The sequence below is a fragment of the Microbacterium protaetiae genome (genome assembly GCF_004135285.1).
GTDB classification, from domain to species: domain Bacteria; phylum Actinomycetota; class Actinomycetes; order Actinomycetales; family Microbacteriaceae; genus Microbacterium; species Microbacterium protaetiae.
The window spans coordinates 1,340,292-1,359,370 of the sequence record NZ_CP035494.1; the positions used below are offsets into that span (position 1 = coordinate 1,340,292).

At 65.8% G+C, this 19,079-nt stretch carries 21 protein-coding genes; 8 read left to right on the forward strand and 13 right to left on the reverse strand.

Features of this window, described 5'->3' with window-relative positions; translation table 11 throughout:
- Window positions 1-65: 65 nt before the first annotated feature.
- The 3 genes from ET475_RS06245 to ET475_RS06255 are packed head-to-tail and all read left to right on the forward strand — an operon-like array spanning window position 66 to window position 1,402.
- Entirely contained in the window at window positions 66-428 is a 363-nt protein-coding gene (locus ET475_RS06245) for a hypothetical protein (protein ID WP_129387331.1), read from the forward strand.
- Between the two features lie 31 nt (window positions 429-459).
- The gene (locus ET475_RS06250) at window positions 460-942 is read left to right on the forward strand and encodes a methylated-DNA--[protein]-cysteine S-methyltransferase (RefSeq protein ID WP_129387334.1); all 483 of its coding nucleotides are present in this window, start codon (window positions 460-462) and stop codon (window positions 940-942) included.
- Between the two features lie 25 nt (window positions 943-967).
- Window positions 968-1,402, forward strand: a complete 435-nt coding sequence (locus ET475_RS06255) for an SRPBCC family protein (protein ID WP_129387338.1) — start codon at window positions 968-970, stop codon at window positions 1,400-1,402.
- A 19-nt stretch (window positions 1,403-1,421) separates the two neighbouring features.
- On the opposite strand, the gene ET475_RS06260 is transcribed toward ET475_RS06255, so the two are convergent.
- The gene (locus ET475_RS06260; protein ID WP_165310784.1) at window positions 1,422-2,036 is read right to left on the reverse strand and encodes a TetR/AcrR family transcriptional regulator; all 615 of its coding nucleotides are present in this window, start codon (window positions 2,034-2,036) and stop codon (window positions 1,422-1,424) included.
- A gap of 213 nt (window positions 2,037-2,249) precedes the next feature.
- Here ET475_RS06260 and ET475_RS06265 point away from each other — a divergent pair, with 213 nt between their 5' ends.
- The 3 genes from ET475_RS06265 (at window position 2,250) to ET475_RS06275 (ending at window position 6,338) form a co-directional block, all read left to right on the forward strand.
- Window positions 2,250-3,119: a hypothetical protein gene (locus ET475_RS06265; protein WP_129387344.1), complete on the forward strand. Its 870-nt coding sequence runs from the start codon at window positions 2,250-2,252 to the stop codon at window positions 3,117-3,119.
- Between the two features lie 68 nt (window positions 3,120-3,187).
- Complete coding sequence (locus ET475_RS06270) at window positions 3,188-4,351, forward strand: peptidoglycan-binding domain-containing protein (RefSeq protein WP_129387347.1); 1,164 nt, start codon at window positions 3,188-3,190, stop codon at window positions 4,349-4,351.
- A gap of 67 nt (window positions 4,352-4,418) precedes the next feature.
- Complete coding sequence (locus ET475_RS06275; RefSeq protein ID WP_165310785.1) at window positions 4,419-6,338, forward strand: ABC transporter ATP-binding protein/permease; 1,920 nt, start codon at window positions 4,419-4,421, stop codon at window positions 6,336-6,338.
- A gap of 187 nt (window positions 6,339-6,525) precedes the next feature.
- On the opposite strand, the gene ET475_RS06280 is transcribed toward ET475_RS06275, so the two are convergent.
- The 10 genes from ET475_RS06280 to ET475_RS17810 all read right to left on the reverse strand — a co-directional run bounded on the left by ET475_RS06280 (window position 6,526) and on the right by ET475_RS17810 (window position 15,871).
- Window positions 6,526-7,008 carry a PIN domain-containing protein gene (locus ET475_RS06280; RefSeq protein WP_129387353.1) on the reverse strand — a complete coding sequence of 161 codons (483 nt, stop codon included), beginning with the start codon at window positions 7,006-7,008 and terminating at the stop codon, window positions 6,526-6,528.
- The gene (locus ET475_RS06285) at window positions 7,005-7,250 is read right to left on the reverse strand and encodes a ribbon-helix-helix domain-containing protein (RefSeq protein ID WP_129387356.1); all 246 of its coding nucleotides are present in this window, start codon (window positions 7,248-7,250) and stop codon (window positions 7,005-7,007) included. The genes ET475_RS06280 and ET475_RS06285 overlap by 4 nt, the downstream gene beginning before the upstream one ends.
- 26 nt (window positions 7,251-7,276) lie before the next feature.
- Window positions 7,277-7,861, reverse strand: coding sequence for a DUF4192 family protein (locus ET475_RS06290; RefSeq protein ID WP_165310786.1), 585 nt, complete (start codon window positions 7,859-7,861; stop codon window positions 7,277-7,279).
- A 309-nt stretch (window positions 7,862-8,170) separates the two neighbouring features.
- Entirely contained in the window at window positions 8,171-9,466 is a 1,296-nt protein-coding gene (locus ET475_RS06295) for an acyltransferase family protein (RefSeq protein ID WP_129387363.1), read from the reverse strand.
- 122 nt (window positions 9,467-9,588) lie between these two features.
- Window positions 9,589-10,947 (reverse strand): HNH endonuclease signature motif containing protein, encoded by a 1,359-nt coding sequence (locus ET475_RS06300; protein ID WP_129387373.1) that lies wholly within the window; start codon window positions 10,945-10,947, stop codon window positions 9,589-9,591.
- A gap of 108 nt (window positions 10,948-11,055) precedes the next feature.
- Window positions 11,056-11,331, reverse strand: coding sequence for a dihydrofolate reductase family protein (locus ET475_RS06305; protein ID WP_129387381.1), 276 nt, complete (start codon window positions 11,329-11,331; stop codon window positions 11,056-11,058).
- A gap of 3 nt (window positions 11,332-11,334) precedes the next feature.
- Window positions 11,335-11,940 (reverse strand): potassium-transporting ATPase subunit KdpC, encoded by a 606-nt coding sequence (gene kdpC / locus ET475_RS06310; RefSeq protein WP_129387387.1) that lies wholly within the window; start codon window positions 11,938-11,940, stop codon window positions 11,335-11,337.
- Window positions 11,941-11,982: 42 nt separating this feature from the next.
- Window positions 11,983-14,112 (reverse strand): potassium-transporting ATPase subunit KdpB, encoded by a 2,130-nt coding sequence (kdpB, locus tag ET475_RS06315; RefSeq protein ID WP_129387390.1) that lies wholly within the window; start codon window positions 14,110-14,112, stop codon window positions 11,983-11,985.
- Window positions 14,112-15,782, reverse strand: a complete 1,671-nt coding sequence (gene kdpA / locus ET475_RS06320; protein ID WP_129387393.1) for a potassium-transporting ATPase subunit KdpA — start codon at window positions 15,780-15,782, stop codon at window positions 14,112-14,114. The genes kdpB and kdpA overlap by 1 nt, the downstream gene beginning before the upstream one ends.
- Window positions 15,782-15,871, reverse strand: a complete 90-nt coding sequence (locus tag ET475_RS17810; RefSeq protein ID WP_165310788.1) for a potassium-transporting ATPase subunit F — start codon at window positions 15,869-15,871, stop codon at window positions 15,782-15,784. Before ET475_RS17810 ends, kdpA begins: the two co-directional genes overlap by 1 nt.
- Before the next feature lie 198 nt (window positions 15,872-16,069).
- Between ET475_RS17810 and ET475_RS06330 the strand changes: the two genes are divergently transcribed.
- Together ET475_RS06330 and ET475_RS06335 are read left to right on the forward strand one after the other, a co-directional pair.
- Window positions 16,070-16,954: a helix-turn-helix transcriptional regulator gene (locus ET475_RS06330; protein WP_129387396.1), complete on the forward strand. Its 885-nt coding sequence runs from the start codon at window positions 16,070-16,072 to the stop codon at window positions 16,952-16,954.
- A 79-nt stretch (window positions 16,955-17,033) separates the two neighbouring features.
- Complete coding sequence (locus ET475_RS06335; RefSeq protein ID WP_129387399.1) at window positions 17,034-17,462, forward strand: (R)-mandelonitrile lyase; 429 nt, start codon at window positions 17,034-17,036, stop codon at window positions 17,460-17,462.
- Window positions 17,463-17,589: 127 nt separating this feature from the next.
- Here the strand turns inward: ET475_RS06335 and ET475_RS06340 are convergent, their stop codons facing one another.
- Together ET475_RS06340 and iolB are read right to left on the reverse strand one after the other, a co-directional pair.
- Window positions 17,590-18,090, reverse strand: a complete 501-nt coding sequence (locus ET475_RS06340; RefSeq protein WP_129387402.1) for a glutathione peroxidase — start codon at window positions 18,088-18,090, stop codon at window positions 17,590-17,592.
- An 80-nt stretch (window positions 18,091-18,170) separates the two neighbouring features.
- Window positions 18,171-19,073, reverse strand: coding sequence for a 5-deoxy-glucuronate isomerase (iolB, locus tag ET475_RS06345; RefSeq protein ID WP_129387405.1), 903 nt, complete (start codon window positions 19,071-19,073; stop codon window positions 18,171-18,173).
- Between the last annotated feature and the right edge of the window lie 6 nt (window positions 19,074-19,079).

Consider the following 19,079-nt stretch of genomic DNA (forward strand, 5'->3'; position numbering starts at 1 on the left):
CCACTTATCGGTGCGATCCATTCCCGAGTGGCGCGTCACCGCGCCCATCGACCAGGCTGGTGGCGATGGATGACTGGACGGGCACTGCCCATGCCTATGCCTACGTCCGCGCCGGCGCGACGCCTCCGCCCGGTCAGCGTCTGCTACCCGCCGACGACTTCGCAAGAACGCGCGACGGACTGCACGATCTGCTGACCGAGACGGGGCTCGTGGATGCCACAGCCGCCGAGATCTCGTGGGACTTCGTGATCGCCGCCGATGACCTCTGGCGCGGTGTCGAGGCGGGCATCGCCACGGTGGGCGCCACCTTTCGCACGCAGGACGAGGCCGGCCGGGCCGCGATGCGGCGGGTGTTCGAAGAGCTGTCGGGCGGCGGCATCCTGACCCTCCCCTCGACGGCGATCATTGCGGCGGCGACCCGGCGCTGAGAGTGTCAGAGCCGACCCCTAGAATCGCGTCATGTCGTTCGGAATGCTCTCCACACCGGTGGGCACGCTCGGCGTCACCGGCGAGGGCGGCGCGATCACGCGCGTCGAGTGGGTGCGCGACGCGCGCGAGCAAGATGTCGACGCTCTCGTCGCCGACGCTCTGGCGCAGCTCGAGGCGTACTTCGCTGGCGAGCGTCACCGGTTCGATGTGCCGTTCGACCTCGGCGCACAGTCCGAGGGTGCGAGGGCCGTGCTGATGACGCTCCACGACACGGTCGAGTTCGGCGACTCGATCACCTATGGTGACCTTGCCGCGCGCAGCGGCACCGACATTCCAGCGCGCGGTATCGGGACCATCATGGGGGCGAATCCGGTGCCGATCATCGTTCCCTGTCACCGTGTTCTCGCGAGCGACGGGCTCGGCGGGTACTCGGGTGGCGCACCGGGCCAGGGCCTGGTCACCAAGCGCGCGCTGCTCGAGTTCGAGGGCGCTCTGCCGGCGCCGCTGTTCTGACACCGCAAGAGGAAGTGAGCCGCACATGGCCGACGGGTATGACGCAACCTCGACCATCACGATCGAGGCGCCGCGCGAAGAGGTGTGGCGTGTGCTTCTGGATCCCGCCGCAGTAAAGGAGTACATGTTCGGCACCGACCTTGAGACGAGCTGGGCTGTCGGCGGTCAGATCCGCTGGCGCGGCGTGTGGAAGGACAAGCCATTCGAAGACCACGGTGTCATCCTCGAAGTCGATGCTCCGGCCCGCCTCGTCTTCACGCACTTCAGTCCGTTGAGCGGAGACGAAGACGTCCCCGAGAACCACCACACCCTCACGTGGACTCTGGACGATACCGGCCCCGCCACGACGGTGCTGACTCTGCGTCAGAGCAACAACACCACGCCAGAGGCCGCCGAACACTCGCGGCGGATGTGGGATCAGCTCGTCGCGACGGTGAAGCAGATCGCCGAGCGCGGGTGATGCGCCGGGGAGCAGCTGGTCACCGGTGAGGTGCGAGGAGCTCGTCAAACCATGGGATGAGCCGCGCCACGCGCTGGGGAAAAGAAGCCCAAGAGTCGTCCAGTCCGGCGAGGACTTGCGCACCCACGAATGCGGAGTTCACGAACTCCGCAGCCTGGTCGAGATCGATGTCGGGGCGAATCGATCCTTCCTCGATTCCCTGGCTGATGATGTCGCGCACGATATGCACCCACTCGATGTAGGGAGCATTCGCAATCTCGGCCACTTCCGGACTCGCCTGGCCTGCGAGCCGGATGCCACCCTGGACAATCTCATCGGTCGAGATCAGCATCGCTAGACGATCCAATAGTGCGAATAAGCGCTCCCTTGTGGTGCCGGGGCTGCTCTGAACAGCCTGGAGGACGGCCTTCATCCGTTCTTGCTGCGCTTCGAGGACGGCGCGTGCCATCTCAGCCTTGGTGCCAAAGTGGAAGTACATCGACCCCTCACTGGCACCCGACTCGACCGCGATGCCCCGCAGTCGTGATTCACCGTATGACAGCCGCGCAAACACCCGTGCCGCGCCGGCGATTAGTGCTTCGCGGGTGGCGATCGACCGCTCCTGTTTCAGTGCAGCCACCTTGCGTTCCGTCACCACCAAGACCCCTCTCACACATGCGCCGGAGCGACGCTGCCCGGCAACCCCATTATGCCGGCCGGCGCGGGAGCTCCTCAGTCTCCCGCATCCAGCGGTAGTAATTGATGCACCTTAATTGCTATGATCTGTTCGCCCCCAAGACAGGCGAGCGGGCGTGGTCCGCGATCGCACCCGCAGCATCGACTGACACCACCGACTGAGGGAACCCACATGAAACACCACAGCCTCCGCAACACCCTCGGCACGTTTTTTGCCGCCGCAGGAATAGCCGTACTGGGTGGATGTGCGGCGTCGGCACCGATGTCATCGCCGTCGTCCATGGCACGTGTGAGCATCACGAAATACTCTGCCGTTTCGGCACATCTCGACTACGCCCACGGGGTGGCCGCGCTGCCAACCACAAACCTCGATGTGGGCGCGCCTGACTTCGTCATGGCGATACTGCACGCCATCGCGGTCCGTACGGATGCCTGCATGCAGAAGCAGGGCTTCCCGGCCATCGCCGACGAGCAGAGCTGGCAGCCTTACGTCGGCGATGAAGACCGTACGCTGGGCCGTTGGAGTGTCGATTATGCAAGCAAGTACGGTGCCGCCCCAGCACCAGAATCGCAGCCGAGCGAGGTTAACCTGCTTTCGAAAGGCCCCGACTTCAATAACGCCTACAGCGCGTGCCAAATCAAGGCGAAGACAGCCCTCGACGAACAGATTCAGTTCGCGCAGAGCAAGAACATCATCTCCACGATCAAGTGGCAGGCTTTTCAACTGGCCACCACGTCACCAGCGGGCAAGAAGGTGATCACACGCTGGCACGACTGCGCAGAAGATGCTGGCGTCGTGCTTGACCCCGAGAGTGGCGGACCGTCAACGCAGTATTCGAGCCAGGGCAAGCAGGCCGAGATCACGGCGTTCACTGCCGACGCGAAGTGTGCGAAGTCGACCGGCGCCGTGCAAGAGATCTTCACTCTCCGTGCGCAGTATGAATCGGCACTGCTGGATGCCTCAGAGGCCCAGGTCGCCGCTTACAAGACGCAGCGTGCCAAAGTGCTCACCCAGCTCGACGATGTGATCTCCGGTCGATGACAACGCCACCGACTGACGCGAGTGACGAGCCAACCGCTATACGACACATCCGGCATCAGTCACGCGCCGTGATTTTGCTCGTGGTGGCGATCATGCTTGTCGTTGGCGCCTTCTTCACAGGTCTTGCTGTCCACTCGCCCGACGACGCAGCCCTGTCGCGTATCGACAACGTCGTACCGGTGTTCGCGACTGCACAGCAACGCGTGGTGGACGACGGATTCACTGTTATTGGTCGCGTCGTGGCGCCCCGTATCGCGTCGGTGACCGTCACAGAGGCCTCTACTGAAGCCTCCTCGACGCCTCAGACGAAGGCCGACACCCCCGACAATGCGCCCGCCAACGGCGACGCTACGCCCGAGCAAGTCGTCGTGTCGGCATCCGCCGCCAAACGAGGCCAGACGATCACGGCCGGCACCCTCATTGCAGAGGTCTCGGGGCGACCCGTGTTCGCTTGGCCTGCTGGCGTGCCGCTTTATCGCAACCTTGTTCCCGGCGACTCCGGTGCCGACGTGCGAGGGTTGCAACAGGCGTTAGCTGACGCCGGCGTGTACGAGGGTGGCCGCGATGGGCTCTTCGGAGCCCGCACTCTGGAAGCCCTGGAGACCCTGTACTTGCGCGCCGGCTACAGCCTACCGTTCGTGAACGACGGGGTGCGCGGGTTCGCTTGGCGCGAGGTGGTCACGATGCCAAAGCTGCCCGCGTTGGTAACGGAGGTCCCGCCCGTGGGCACGGTGCTGGGTGCCGAACGTCCCCTCGTCAGCATCCAAACGTCACCGGCCGTCATTCAAGGTCTTGCCACCACTGACGTCGCAAAAGGCCTCCACGTGGGCACGAAGGTGCGTGTGGAAGCTAACGGCGGGGTTGCCGAGACCACCAGTATTCAAAAGGTGGGCGCTTTCATGACCGATGAGAAAACTGGCATCTCGGGGCAGATGCTCACCGTAATGCTACCGAGGGGGTTCCCGACGGGCGACGGAACAGGCGTCACGATTCGACCTGCGAAAGCACCATCGCCGTCCATCGCTGTTCCCGCCATTTCGCTGCGGCAGGACGCCTCCGGCACGTTCGTGCTGCGCAAGGCAGCGCAGGCCGACCCAAGGGATTCCGGCAACGCGTACGAGACCATCCGAGTCGTCGCCTCTGCGGAAGCCGACGGGTGGGTCTCTCTCACTGATGCCGGGGGGCTCAACCTCGGTGACAGGGTTTTGGTCTCCGGGAGTCCCAGTGAGTGAGCCTCCGCTGCTCGAACTCGCAGGCATAGGCCGCTCATTCCGCGCCGGCTCATCAACGACTCACTCGTTGCGCGACATCTCGTTCAACATCCGACGCGGTGAGTTCGTCGGAATCATCGGGCCATCAGGGGCAGGCAAGAGCACCCTATTGAATATTCTCGGGCTGCTGGACTCGCCAACGGCTGGGGCGTATCGGTTTGACGGCGTCGACATTACCGACCTCGGCGAAAATGACCGTGATCGGGTGCGCAACGAGAAGATCGGATTCATCTTCCAGGACTCGCACACATTGGTCGACGAAACAGCGGCCGAGAACGTCTCCTTGCCGTTGAAAATACGGGGGGCGACTATGGGCGAACGGCGACGCGTGGCCCGAACGGAACTGCGCCGGCTCGGCCTGGGCCACCGACAGGGCGAGGCTGCGCTGAACTTGTCAGGAGGGGAACGGCAGCGGGTGGCCATCGCCCGTGCGATCTCGACACACCCGGCGCTGGTGCTCGCCGACGAACCGACCGGCTCGCTCGACTCGGCGTCTTCCGCCCATGTCATAGATGAACTGCGGGCACTTAATACCACAGGCACGACTGTCGTCATCATCACGCACGATCGCGCCATCGCCGACCGCACCGACCGGTGTATCGAGTTGCTCGACGGGCGGGTGGCAGCGGACCCGAGCGTGGATTCGCGCGCAGAGACATGGACTGCCGCGCGAGCCAAACCCGACTCGGCCGCCGCATGGGTGGATGCGCCGGCGTCAGCACCCGCGCTAGAGAAGAGGCGCGGGTCTACCTGCGCACGATTCGGCCGCCGCCTGCTGGCCGAGGCGTTCGATGCCATCTCGGCGCATACTGCCAACCTCGGGCGCACCGTTCTGCTGCTCGCCGCCTTCTCCCTCGGCGTCGGCGGACTGGTATGCGCGATGGGGGTCAGCCAGAGCGCTGCCTCGCAGGTCTCTGACCAACTCACCCAAGCTGGGCTCGACGAGGTCGTCGCACAGGTGTCGGCATCCGGTATCCAGCTTCAGGACTTTGATTCAGACTCACCACTACCGACGCACCGCACGGTCACAGAGTTGCAGGGTGTAATCGGTGCAGCATATGCGGCCCGTGTGCAGACCGCCGATGCGCGACCCCGGCTGCTACGCGCCATGCCGGCCGCACGGTTCGACGGCGACATCCTCGTCGCGGGGCCCGCGTACCTGGCCATCCAGAACGCAGTCGTCTGGCCCACCAACGCAGGCCGACTCCTGTCAAACACATGGCACGGTGCGGTCGCAATCCTCGGGAAGGACGCCGCAGCCGCAATCGGCGTCGCCGATGCAGGACCGGGGGTGCGTATCTGGATTGCCGACCAGCCCGTTGATGTTGTCGGGCTCATCACAGCCCCGGGGCGCACACCGCTCCTGTCAAACACGATCCTGCTCTCCCCTGAGGCTGCCGTTGGTCTCGCCCCTGAGGACGCTCGCCTCATCGTGCGTACAGCGCCGGGCATGCCCGCCGCCGTCGCCGACGCGTTGCCGCCAGCTATCTCGCCGGGTAACCCACCGGCCGTGACTGTGGAAACCGTGGCCGACCTGCGGCAACTCAGGCACGGCGTATCGGCTGACCTCGGCATCCTCATCGCGCTCGTGTCGGCGCTGCTTCTGCTGTTGGCGTGCCTGACATCAGCTGTGGCAATGTACCTTTCTGTGCGATCTCGGCGCCCCGAGATTGCACTACGACGCGCGATCGGCGCCAGCCGCGCGTCGATCTGGCGGCTGTTCACTGTCGAAGGTCTCACGGTCGGGCTCGGCGGCGGCGTCGCGGGCGCTGCGCTGGGCCTCATGGCCGTCGTCACCGTCTGCGCCGTGCAGCAGTGGACGCCCGTCCTTGATCTCAGGATCGTTTTCGTAGGCATTGGGATCGGTGCCGCCTCTGGCATTGTCTCTGCGGTATACCCCGCGACGGCGGCCGCACGCAGCAATCCTGCGCTGGCCATCCGGGCGTGAAAGCGGTGACCGCCCCAGCCGGCTCACGATGTGTGGCCTCGAGATCGCGGACTCGCGCGGCCGGGTTCGCACGGCAGACGAGCATGGCCTCGTCTATGTTTGGGAACACTCGTGCCGAGGCTGCTGGCCACCGGCGTTGCGAGTTCGCCGATGAGGCGCATCCGGTCGTCACTCGACGCAAGGCATTTCAAGGAGTGAGGACGCGGAAAACGAATTCGTGCGGACGCAGGATGAGGCGTCCGTTGCGCGCCGGACCGAGATCGAGGAGATCATGGTCGCTTGTGACGATGATCAGCGCATCGACCGATGGGTCCTTCGCCAACGCGACGATCGCATTGTCCTCGTAGTCCGCGACACCGTGGTCCCGCTCGGCGGGTTCGATCACGCCTCCGCCCGAGAATTCGCACATCTCCACGATCGCGGACACGAACTGCTCGACTATCGGCTCACTTTGCCCGGCCATGCGCATGACACGCGCGACGTTGCGCAGGATGTGCGCAGACGCGAACAGGCGGAACCGCCCACCGAAGGCGAGTGATATGGCATCAGCCGCCGGGTTGTCGGTTGTCGGAGGGACGTCAGGGAGAAGGGGCCAACTTCCGTCCGCGCCAAGGATGTCGTCAAGGTAGACGTTGACATCAAAGACGACCACCGTCGTCGGATCGATCATGATGCCGCAGAATCGCGGATGAGGTCCAGCACCTCGTCGGTGGAGTAGCGACGGCCGCCGCGTTCGTCACGGGCTCGGTCACGGATTTCATTCATCCGCTCGAGTCGAAGGCGTCCCTGATAATCTCGCACGGCCATGCGCAGAAACTCGCTGCGATTGCCGTGGCCGAAGTGCTCGACGACTTCGTCGAGCGCCGGGCGGAGGTCATCTGAGACGGCAATGCCGACGGTCTTCGCTGCCATCTTGGCTCCATGTTGCTTATACGTAATCAACATGATTCTATCTCCGTTGGAAGCCACTCGGGAAGTTTCGTCGTCACGAGTCCGGACAAGCGCCTGGCGAGGACATACTCGGGATCGAGCCGCCGTGCCTCGTCGAGGTAGGCGACCGCGAGAGCACGCCGTCCGCGCGCCCACGCGAGCCACGCGATGACGCACAGAACACCCGCCCCCAACTTGCCAGGATAGAAGGCGGCCACCCGACGCAGGACGACCATCGCGTGTGCACAGCGATGGACAGATGGACGCCGCTGCTCATCGCCCTCGAAAAGAGGACTGGGCATCCCGCGCGCCATCCTCTTCGACTCGCGCTCGGCGATTTTCTGTCCGAAGGCGATCTGCAGCGCCATGGTCTCGATGATCAATGGGGTTGCCCCAAGCATCACGAATTCGACGATCGATTCGGGACGGAGCGCGTCTACCTCACTGTCGAGCAACGTCTCGGTGACCATCTCCGCGAGGAAGAACGTCTCTCGACCCGGCGGACAACGGTTCACCCACTCCGAGGCCACGAACGGGGTGACCGTGACTCCCACCTCGGGAAGTTGCTTCTCCATCTGATTGAGGACACGCACGACTTCACCTCGTTCGCGATCGTTGATCAGTGGTAGGTGGATGCGGGAGGCTCCATCGATCGACGGAGGTTCAGTCGGCTCGGGCATACCTAAGATATTGGCCACTCGTCGCGTGATTACGGCGGGCCGTGGGTCAATCTGTGTATAACTGGCCATCGACCCACCGGTGTGCAGGAACCGATGGAACCCGGACCCCGCTACGCCGCATAGGCTCCGCGCCCCGTGCGCCGGCCCCGAACCGTCTGCACCCAGTAGGCCGTTGCGCCCACGGCGCACCACGCCGCCGCGACGGCGAGTTCGAGCAGCAGATCACCGGCCCACGGCCGACGCGCCTGCACGCCGGTCTCTGCCCGCGAGCCGGAGCGCACACGTGATGAGGGTAATCGCCACGGCCGCAGTGATGACCGTCGTCCCGGCGGCAAGCAGGAGCACGACGGCGACCAGGCCGAGCAGCACCGCCTGCCACACTCGACGGTTCGATGTCGTGGGCTGCGGCATCCGTCGTCGTTCGAATCCCGCGAGGGACCACGCGGTCGCGGCGACCAGGATCGCGGCTACACCGATCCACAGTGGTCGCGTGATCCACCACGCGGTGCTCGAAGGCTCGGGCAGCGGCATCCCGAAGCTGATCGCAGCGAGCGCGGTGAGCCCGGCCATCGTCAGCAGCACCGGCATGTGCCACAGGTAGATGGTCATCGTGCGCGCGGTGACGAATCGGGTGAAGGTCGCGACGCGGGGGCGACGACTGAAGCGTGTGAGAGGCTCGCGCACCAGCGAGAACAAAGCCGTCTGCGCGGCGCCGACCAGCAGAAGCGCCGCCGTGGGGGGATTGAGGTTCTCGAGCAGGTCGGGCGAGAAGACCCCCACGACGAAGGCCAGCGCCAGAGTCGCGATCGACGTCGCCACCACGAGTGTGCGGGTGCGGCGGCGCAGGGCGTCGATGCGGCCGTCAGCGAGGAAGAAGCCGAGTTGCTGCAACGCCAGCCACACGAATGCGAGGTTGAGAAAGCCGATGGCGGCGGCGCCGGTCGCGGCACGAATGACATCGACCGCGACCGCCGCACCGACGAGGACAAGGATGCTGCGCAGCGTTGCGCGCTCGTGGGCGGCAAGCAGCGCCGGCAACAGTGCCTGACAGAGCAGGAACACACCGAGGAACCACAGCGGCTGGCTGTAGCGGAACCCGGCGACCTGCACTATCTCGCCCGGCACGCCGAACACCGTGAGCATAGCGAGACCGATGCCCACGGCGCCGATCGACACCACCGCGGGTACGAGAAGGCGATGGATGCGCGCGGAGACGAAGGCCACGGCCGTGCCGCCGGAGCCACGAAGCCGGCGGTAGGCGACAGCACCGGCGAATCCGCCGACGACGAAGAACACCGGCATGATCTGCGCAACCCAGGTCAGCGGCATGAGCCACGCGGTGCCTTCAGCGGCGTTCTCGAAAACGGGCCCGGTGGGCGTGATCGTGACCCCGACCATGAGGGCGTGCAGCACCACCACGGTGGCCACGCACAGCGCGCGCACCAGGTCGACGGCGGTGTCGCGCTGCGCGCGCACCGGTGACGCATCGCGGATCGGGGGCGCTTGCACAATAGCCATAGAGGTCCTCCTCGGGTCGGTCCTGAGGAGGCTATGGATGCTGCGGCCGCCGCCGCATCACCCCGCGGTGTCGTCCACCCCATACGCGGGGGTGAGATCTGCGAGCAGCGACGGCGCCGCCATCACGCCGCGTAGTCGAAGCGCGCGCGACCGCCCAGCCGGGGTGTACGCGTCGGGTCGACACGGGCCGGCGGAATGAACCAGACCCGGGCTTTGCGACCGGTCCCCTCGATGCGCACCTCCCACCCGTTGTCGTGGACGCGATGGTGACAGGGTTCGCAGAGCAGCACACCCTCGTCGAGGTTCGTCTCTCCGTGGTCGTGCACCCACCAGTTCAGGTGATGTGCCTTGGTCATCCAGGGCGGCAGATTGCACATGGCGCATCCGCCGTCTCGTTCGGCGAGCGCGATGCGCTGAGCCAGCGTGAAGAGACGCTTCTCACGGCCCCAATTCATGATCTCGCTCTTATCGTTCAGCACGGCGGGGATGATTCCGGCACTGGCTGCCAGATGACGCGCCGCGGCGGCCGAAATCGGCCTATCGATGCCGTCGATGGTGGCGAGGCCGGTGCCCTCGGTGAGCGTGTCATAGTCCAGACGCACCACAACCGAGACTCCACCCAGCGGAACGCCCTTCTGCGCGCACCCGAGGGCGTGCTCGGCCAGTTGCACGAGGGCATCGGCCTGCAGCTGCGGCACGCTCGGACGGATCTGCTCGTCGTCGCCGGCGATCACATCGTCTTTCGCCTCACGGAACGCCGCGGAGACGTAGCCCTGGATCGCCGCCTTCACCGGCGCCCCTGCCACCACGGGGATCTTCGCATCGATGATCAGGAAGTCGTCGCGCTCGAACATGCGCAGATAACGCTCGCCCCGGCGCTCGTTCTCAGTGGGCGCACGGCCGTCTTGATCCAGATAAGCCTCGGCCTGGGCGACGAGCTTGCGCAGCTGGTCAAAGGTGAGACCCGGCGCCGCCGTCGTCAGTGCGGCCTCGGCCGCATCGCGATCCTCGAGATTGGTGCGCACGGCCACGCGGTCGAGCATCCCGATGATCAGGGCAGCAGCGGACCGGGTGAGCGTACCTTCCTCCATCGCCGCAGCGACACGGGCATGCTTGGCCGGAAGCTCCTCGCCGGTCAGGGCGAGCCGGGGCGCTATCGCCTTGCCGACGCCGACGAGCCGACTCGCCTCGCCTGAGCCGATGCCCATCGTCGCGGCGATCATCGACCCGGCGTTGCGGTATCCATGCTCTTTTGCAAGAGAATCAGCGCCCAGCTCGGGCCGGGACTGGCGATCCATGGCCTCGGCGACCTGTGCGCACACCGTGCCGAGCCGACGATCGACGGCGCCCAGTGCCTCGGTCACGGCCACCAGCGTCTGCCGATCGAGTTCCTGCGCCGGCGCCACACCCACGGCATCCCCCGCCCACGCTCGTCGCAGCGCCGCGACGGCGTCTTCAAGTCCAGCCAGAGGATCTCTCATACTTCAATAGTACCTATGTTCGCCTATAAAAGACAGTAATCTCCCCGCTATTCCGCGAATCTGTGGATAGGATCACCGCTGACCCGACTGTGGAGGAAGTGGCACCTACTATCGTTGATATCTTCGCTCTTGTTCGACGCCATTGCGCACCGACACGATGCCGGAAGCGAAGGTGCGGGTCGCGAGGTGTACGAGATCGAGGCGGTCCCGACCTTGCGCAAAGTACGGGATGCCGCCGCCGACGGCCACCGGGTGGAACGTCATCCGATACTCGTCGATGAGATCGGCTTCGACCGCCTGCGCCGCGAGCGTGGCCCCGCCGATCGCTATCTCGCCATCCCCCGGTTCAGTACGCAGCCGCTCGATCTCATCGGCGACAGACATCAATCAGCGCTCGTCGAGTGCGAGGTTGAGTTCCACGACATTGACCGTGCCCTCGCCGAGGGGAGCGGCATCCAGACCTTGCGTGTACCTGCGCACGAGCGCCGCGACCTCGGCGACCGGAATGCCGCGGGCACGGGCGACACGGGCGACCTGGATCTGCGCATACGCCGGACTGATGTCAGGATCCAGACCTGAAGCGGATGCCGTCACGGCGTCAGCGGGAACCTCGGATTCCGGTACCCCATTGAAAGTCGCGATCTGCGTGGTGCGCTGCCGGATCTCTGCGATGAGCGTCGCGCTCTCCGGACCAAGGTTGGATCCCCCCGAGCTCGTGCCCGCGTATCCGTCGGCGGCCTCCGACGGGCGCGACTGGAAGTAGCGCGGAAGCGGATCACCATCGGCATCCACGAAGGATTGCCCGAGCAGCGCCGAGCCGACTGCCGCCCCCTGCTTGTCGTGGAGCACGGATCCGTTCGCCTGCCAAGGAAAGGCAAGCTGCCCGATCCCGGTGATCACGAGCGGGTACACCACACCGAGCACGACCGTGAGGGCGATCATGATGACGACGGCCGCCAGCAGCGTGCGACCTGCGCGGAGAGCGGAGCTCATGCGTGGCATCCTTTCGTGACGTGGAGCGTGGAGAGTCCGGGTTCAGTATCCGGGGACGAGTCCGACGACGAGGTCGATCAGTTTGATACCTGCTGCGGCGATGACGACTCCACCGACGCCGTAGTAAAGCAGATTGCGCGTCAGTGCGCGGCCGAGGTCGGCCATCCGGTAGGGAACGCCTGCCATCGCGAGTGGGATCAGGATGCCCATGACGACGACGCTGAAGATCAGCGTCGACAGAATCGCCGATGCCGGCGAGTGCATGCCCAGAACATTCAGTTTCGCAAGCCCGGGGAAGGTCCCCACGAACAGAGCGGGGAACATCGTGGCGTACCTGACGACGTCGTTCGCAATGTTGAATGTGATCAGGGCGCCGCGGGTCGCCATCTGCCGACGCCCGGTCTCAATGATCTCGACAAGCCGACTCGGATCGTCGTCGAGCACGATCATGTTGGCCGCGCCCTTCGCCGCCGCCGTTGCGGAGTTCATGGCAACGCCGATGTCGGCCTGCGCGAGGGCCGGCGCATCATTCGTGCCGTCGCCACTCATCGCCACGAAGTTGCCGGCCTCTTGCTCGCGGGTGATTCGCGCGAGCTTGTCGGCAGGGGTCGCATCGCCCAGGAAGTCGTCGATGCCGGCTTCGGAGGCGATCATTTCGGCGGTGACCGGATTGTCACCGGTGACCATGAGGCTGCGGACGCCGAGCGCCCGCAGTCGTGCCGTCCGCGCGGGAAGCTCGGGCTTGACGCTGTCGCGAAGGTCCACGACGCCGAGCACGCGCCCGGGCATATTCGGCTGCTGCACGGCGACGAGCAACGGAGTACCGCCCGTCTGCGCGATCGCGGTGGTCTTGCGGTGTACGTCGTCGACCACCTCACGTCTCTGCTGGGTTCCGCCGTGCTTGAGCCAAGCGAGCACGGCGGACTCTGCCCCCTTGCGCACCCGCGTACCGTCGCGAAGATCGCGCCCCGACATTCTGGTGTGCGCACTGAAGGGCACAGGGTTTCCGTCGGGCACGTCTTCGGCGACAGCAGGGTGGCCACCGGCACGCGCCAGTCGGACGATGGAGTCACCCTCGGGCGTAGGGTCGTCGACCGATGACAGGAACGCGGCGACCAGAAGATCGTCGTCATCGCACCCCTGTAGGGGGATCAGGCGAGTGGCGCGCCTGTCTCCGCGCGTGATCGTCCCCGTCTTGTCCAGCATCACTGTCGTGATGTCTGCAGCGGTCTCCAGCGAATGCGCGGAAGAGACGAGCACATTCCGCTGAAGAAGCCGACTCATCGCCGCGATTCCGGTCACGGACAACAGCGCAGCCACCTCGGTCGGGATGAGGCACACCACCAGCGCCACCAGGACGGGGATGGACACCGCGGGTGCGACCGGCGAGACGATCGTGTTGAGCGTGAGGACCAGGATGATGAACGACAGTGAGAGCGAAGCTATCAGTGCGCTCAGCGCAAGCTCGTTCGGTGACTTCTGCCTTCGGGCTCCTTCGGCAAGCCGGATCATCCGGTCGACCGCGGACTGACCGTGCCGTTCCCTGACGCGAACGATGAGGCGGTCGGAGACGACGCTGGTGCCGGCGGAGACAGCGGACCGGTCGCCACCGAGGGCGCGGATCACCGGTCCTGCGTCGCCCGTGATCGCCGATTCGTCCACCGATGCGACGCCCCACACGACTTCGCCGTCGAGGGGCACCGGATCGCCCTCGTTCAGCACGACGATGTCGCCGGGTACCAACTCGTTCGAGTTCACATCGACGACCTCAGCGCGCCATGCCGCCGGGTCTCTCTTCGCGTCGTACCCCACGACGCGGTGCGTCATGACCGCCGCCTGGGTGGAGCGCAGCCCCGCGGTCTGTGAACGGCCGCGGCCTTCGGCGAGCGCTTCGGCGAGATTCGCGGTGAACAGGGTCAGCCACACCCAGACGGCGATCGACCACGAGAAACCGGGTGGCAGTGTGGTTCCTCCAGACGCGAGCGCGCCCCCCGCGAACGGCTCGACGATCGCGACCAGGGTGGCAAGCGCGCCTCCGCACCAGGTGAGCAGCAGCACCGGGTTCGTCCACAGCGTCCGGGGGTTCATCCGCCGCAGTGCATCGAGCAGGATTCCGACGGCGATACGGCACCGTCTGGACTGAAGACCCTCCTCGGGTGTGCGCGTGACCATCAGCCCAGCCCCTCGGCGAGCGGGCCCACGAGCAGATACGGCACGAACATCGGCAACGCCATGAGGGCGATGACGGCGATCAGGAAGGCGACGAACTGCGGATGCCGCAGGGGCAACTCACCGACGGTGGTGAGAGCACGCTCCTGCACGGCGAACGTTCCAGCCAGCGCCAAGACCAGCGTTATGGGGATGAAGCGGCCCAGCAGGATGATGATGCCGAGCGTGACGTTGAGCCACGGGGTGTTCGCATCCAGTCCCGCGAAGGCGGAACCGTTGTTGATCGCGGCAGAGACGAACGCATAGACGATCTCGGACACACCGTGCGGCCCCGTGTGGCCGAGACCGGCGAGCATTTGAGCGCGGATCGGGGGGATGGCAAGCGTCAGTGTTGCGCCGCCGAGAGCCAACGCCGGCATCACCAGAATGAACACGCTCACGATCTTTATCTGCTGCGTTCCGAGCCGCTTGCCGAGGAACACCGGCGCGCGGCCCAGATGCAGGCCGGTCAGGAAGGTCGCGAGCACTATCAGCACGAGGATCGCGTAGAGTCCGGCGCCCACCCCGCCCGGCGACACCTCGCCGATCATCATGTTGAGCATGAGCACCATGCCCCCCAGGGCGGTATACGAACTGTGGAGGGAGTTGGCCGCGCCGCCCGACGTTCCGGTGGTGGCAGCCCCGAAGAGTGTGGACCCGAGAATGCCGAATCGCTGCTCTTTGCCTTCCATTGCAGCGCCGGCAAGGGTGGGTGCCGCGCCGGCACCGGCCAGTTCGAATGCAGTGAGGGCAACGAAAACAGACACGAACAGAATCGACATCGTGGCCAGAAGCACGTACCCCATGCGCTGGTCATCGACCATCGTGGCGAACGTGCGCGGCAGAGCGAACGGAATCAACAGCAACAGGAACACCTGGAAGATGTTGGTCCACGCCGTCGGGTTCTCGAACGGATGGGCTGAATTGGCGTTGAAGAACCCGCCACCGTTGGTGCCGAGCATCTTGATCGCCTCTTGGGACGCGACCGGGCCGCCGGGGATCGATTGGATGCCGCCACTGACCGTGGCCACAGACGTGAAGCCGGAGAAGTTCTGAACCACGCCGCCGACGATGAAGACGAGTGCGGCGATGATGCTCAACGGCAAGAGGATGCGCAACGTGGTGCGCACCAGATCCACCCAGAAGTTGCCGAGGGTTCCGGTTCTGCGGCTGGCCATGCCGCGGACAAGCGCGATCGCCACCGCCATACCTGCGGCGGCAGACACGAACATCTGCACACTCAGGCCGAGCATCTGCACCGCGAAGCCCACCGTCTGTTCCGGGGCGTAAGCCTGCCAGTTGGTGTTCGCGACGAACGACGCCGCGGTGTTGAATGCGAGGTCAAGGCTCAGCGGAGGATGCCCCAGCGAGAACGGCAGCATCGGCTGGAGCACTTCGAGCAGGAAGAGAAGCACGAGCCCGACGGCAGAGAAGGCCAGCAGAGCGCGCAGGTATTCCTTCCATGACTGCTGCACGCGGGCGTCCACTCCGGCCAGCCGGTACAGCACCCGCTCGACCCGCCAGTCCTTCGCCGTCGTATATACCCACGCCATGTAGTCACCGAGCGGGCGATAGAACACGCCGAGCACGAGTGCCAGTGTCAGTAGTGCGGCAACGGCGAACAGCCACTCCACTAGAGACGCTCCGGCCAGATCATGGCGATGATGAGGTAGGCGATCGCGGCGACACCCACGACGGCACCGATCACTTCGACGACAATCACAGCGCTACCAGTGCCTTTCGACCGCGACCTGCGGATGCCCGTGACGTATCTTACCCAGACACCGCATGCCCGATCGGAGGCCGCCACTCCTGAGCCGCTCTTCTCGTCTGGGTCACCCCGTGGCGCCGACCAGTGACGGCCGTGACCGGTACTGGCAGGCCCTCCCGCAGTGCGGACCGGGCGGGTACCGTCAAGGTCATGGACCACCGCAGTGAGGTGCGCGAGTTCCTCTCCACGCGCAGGGACCGCCTTACGCCCGACCAGGCGGGTCTGCCCGCGTATGGCGGCAACCGGCGCGTTCCCGGCCTGCGCCGCGAAGAGGTCGCCATGCTCTCCGGAGTCAGCGTCGACTACTACACCCGCCTTGAGCGCGGCAACCTCGCCGGCGCGTCCGACAGCGTTCTCGGATCGCTCGCCCGAGCCCTGCAGCTCGACGACGCCGAGACCGCACACCTGTTCGACCTCGCCCACACCGCGAACGCGTCGCCCACTGCGACAAGGGCGCGCAAGCGCGCCGACGGCCTGCGGCCCAGCATCCTGCGTCTGCTCAATGCGATCACCGATGCGCCGGCGATGATCCGCAACAACTACTTCGACTACGTCGCCGCCAACCAGCTTGGCCGTGCCCTGTATGCGCCGCTGTTCGCCCACCCCGCACACAACAGCGCGCGGTTCGCGTTCCTCGATCCGGCGGCCCGAGACTTCTATGTCGATTGGGACAAGAACACGCAGGAGCTGGTGGCAACGATGCGTGGTGAAGCCGGCCGCAACCCGTACGACAAGCGGCTCACCGAGCTCGTGGGCGAGCTGTCGACCCGATCTGAGCGGTTCCGCACCCTGTGGGCGGCCCACGACGTGCGTTACCACCGAACCGGGGTCAAACGCCTGCACCATCCGGTGGTGGGCGAGGTCGAACTCACCTACGAGGCGTTCGAGCTGCCGGCCGACCCGGGTCTGAGCATGTCCACGTATACGGCCGCGCCCGGCTCCCCGTCTGCTGACGCATTGCGCATGCTCGCCAGCTGGGCCGCCACCACCGCGTCGTCTGCGCCCCGTCCGCAGAACGCCCCTGCAGACCGGTAGGAACCTTCCGGGCTGGATGCCGCAACCCCGTCACCGGCCGCGCGAAGCCGCCGCCGACAGCTCGCAGAGGAGAAACCAGATGAACATCGAACCGCAGACCCCAACCAGCAAGAACCCTCCGGAACATTTCGCCGGCGACGTGTGGGTGGACACGATCGCCACCCCGAACGAGGCCGACCAGCGGATGACCGTCGCCACGGTGCACTTCGCCCCGGGCGCGCGCACCGCGTGGCACTCCCATGCCCGCGGGCAGTATTTGCGCGTCACACAGGGCGTGGCTCGGGTCGGGCAGCGCGACGGAACGGTCATCGAAGTGCACCCCGGGCAGACGCTGTACACACCATCCGGCGAAGATCACTGGCACGCCGCCGCACCGGACTGCTTCATGGAGCACATCGCGATGCTCGAAGCCGGCGACGACCCGGCCACGACAACGGTGTGGAAGGAACACATCACCGATGACGAATACGCCGGCTCTGCCGCGACCGACCGCGCCGACGAGCGATGAACGGGCGGACGCCCCAGCGCTGACGACCTTGCGCGTCGACCCGCGCTGATCAGGGCTCTCGCCCTCGGCGTCAAGCGATGGCGATGGCTTCAGGCCGCACCGCCGGCCTCACGCCGCGCCGCCGGCCTCACACCGCGTCGCCGCCGGCGCCCGGCAGGCTCTGTTCGATCGCCGCGATCACAGTGGGGTCATCCGGCACGGTGCGGGGGCGGAACCGATGCACCTCGCCCGAAGGACTGACCAAGAACTTCTCAAAGTTCCAGGTCACCTTTCCGGCTTTGCCGGAGGCATCCGGAGTCTTCTTCAACTCGGTGTAGAGCGGGTGCTCGTGGCGTCCGTTGACCCTGATGCGATCGAAGATCGGAAAGGTGATCCCGTAGGTCGTCGAGCAGAACTGTTTGATGGCCTCGTTGCTGCCCAGCTCTTGCAGAAACTGATTGCTCGGAAAGCCCAGCACCTGAAGTCCGCGATCGCCGTATTCCTGCTGCAGCTTCTCGAGGGTCTCGTATTGGGGAGCCAGCCCGCAGCGCGAGGCGACATTGACGATCAGCAGCGCTTTGCCATCGAACGCAGACAGCGACGTCTGCGTTCCCTCCATCGTTGTGATGGGGATGTCTCGAAGGTCCATGTTCGGTGCAACATCGAGGACCGCGCATCTATTCGCAGAGTGCGCGCTCGCACTCTGCGAACGAGAGCCCCGGGAAAGGTTCAGTCTGCGACGTAGGGCAGGCGAGAGTCCGGCTCCAGCCCCTCCCACAGTTCGCGCACCCAGGCGTGATCGGGGTCGTCGCTGACGACCCAGGCGCGCTCGGGCGAGGGGCCGGCCATGACGTTCAGGTAGTAGAGGTCGTAGCCGGGCGCGGCCACGGCCGGGCCGTGGTAGCCGAACGGCACGATGGCGATGTCACCGCTGTGCACCTTGGCGCCGATGTCGATCGATCCGGCCGGAGACGAATAAGTGCTGAACAGTCCGAACGCGGCATCGCTGGGTTCGCGCCGGGCGCTGCGGGTTTCAGCGGCCTCGAAGTAGTAGATCTCCTCGAGCGGCACCTCTCGCCCCGGCACCTCTTCGTCGTGCTTGTGGGGCGGGTACGACGACCAGTTCTGCGACGGAGTGATGACCTCGCACACGATGAGCCGAGCGGCATCGAGTGCGGCCACGGTGCCGAAGTTGTGCACTTGTCGCGAGGAGGCCCCGGCACCCCTCAGCTCGATCGGGGTCTCTTCCGCGGCGATGTAGCGCGTCGGCTTGACGACATCGGTCGGCGACGTCGCGACCGCTATCCGTCCCGACCCGGCGAGCGTGCCGGTGGTCGCGCTGGAGAGGTAGAGCACATCGGTGGTGCCGTCGAAGACCGACGACCTGCCCGCCAGCTCGACCGTGTGCTCGACCCCGTCTTCGGTGTATGTGACGATCGCAGATCCGGCGAGCGGGACGATGACCTTCTCGACGCCGGATCCCGGCAGATCAAGAGTGGTGCCGTCGTTCAGCCGTGCGACGCGGATGCCCGTGTGCTCCCAGCCGGGCGTCGTGTCGTCCACCACACTCTCCCACCCGTCGCGTGCCAGTTCACCGCGCTTGTAGAACCACTGTCTGCTCAGATCGGCCATGTCATC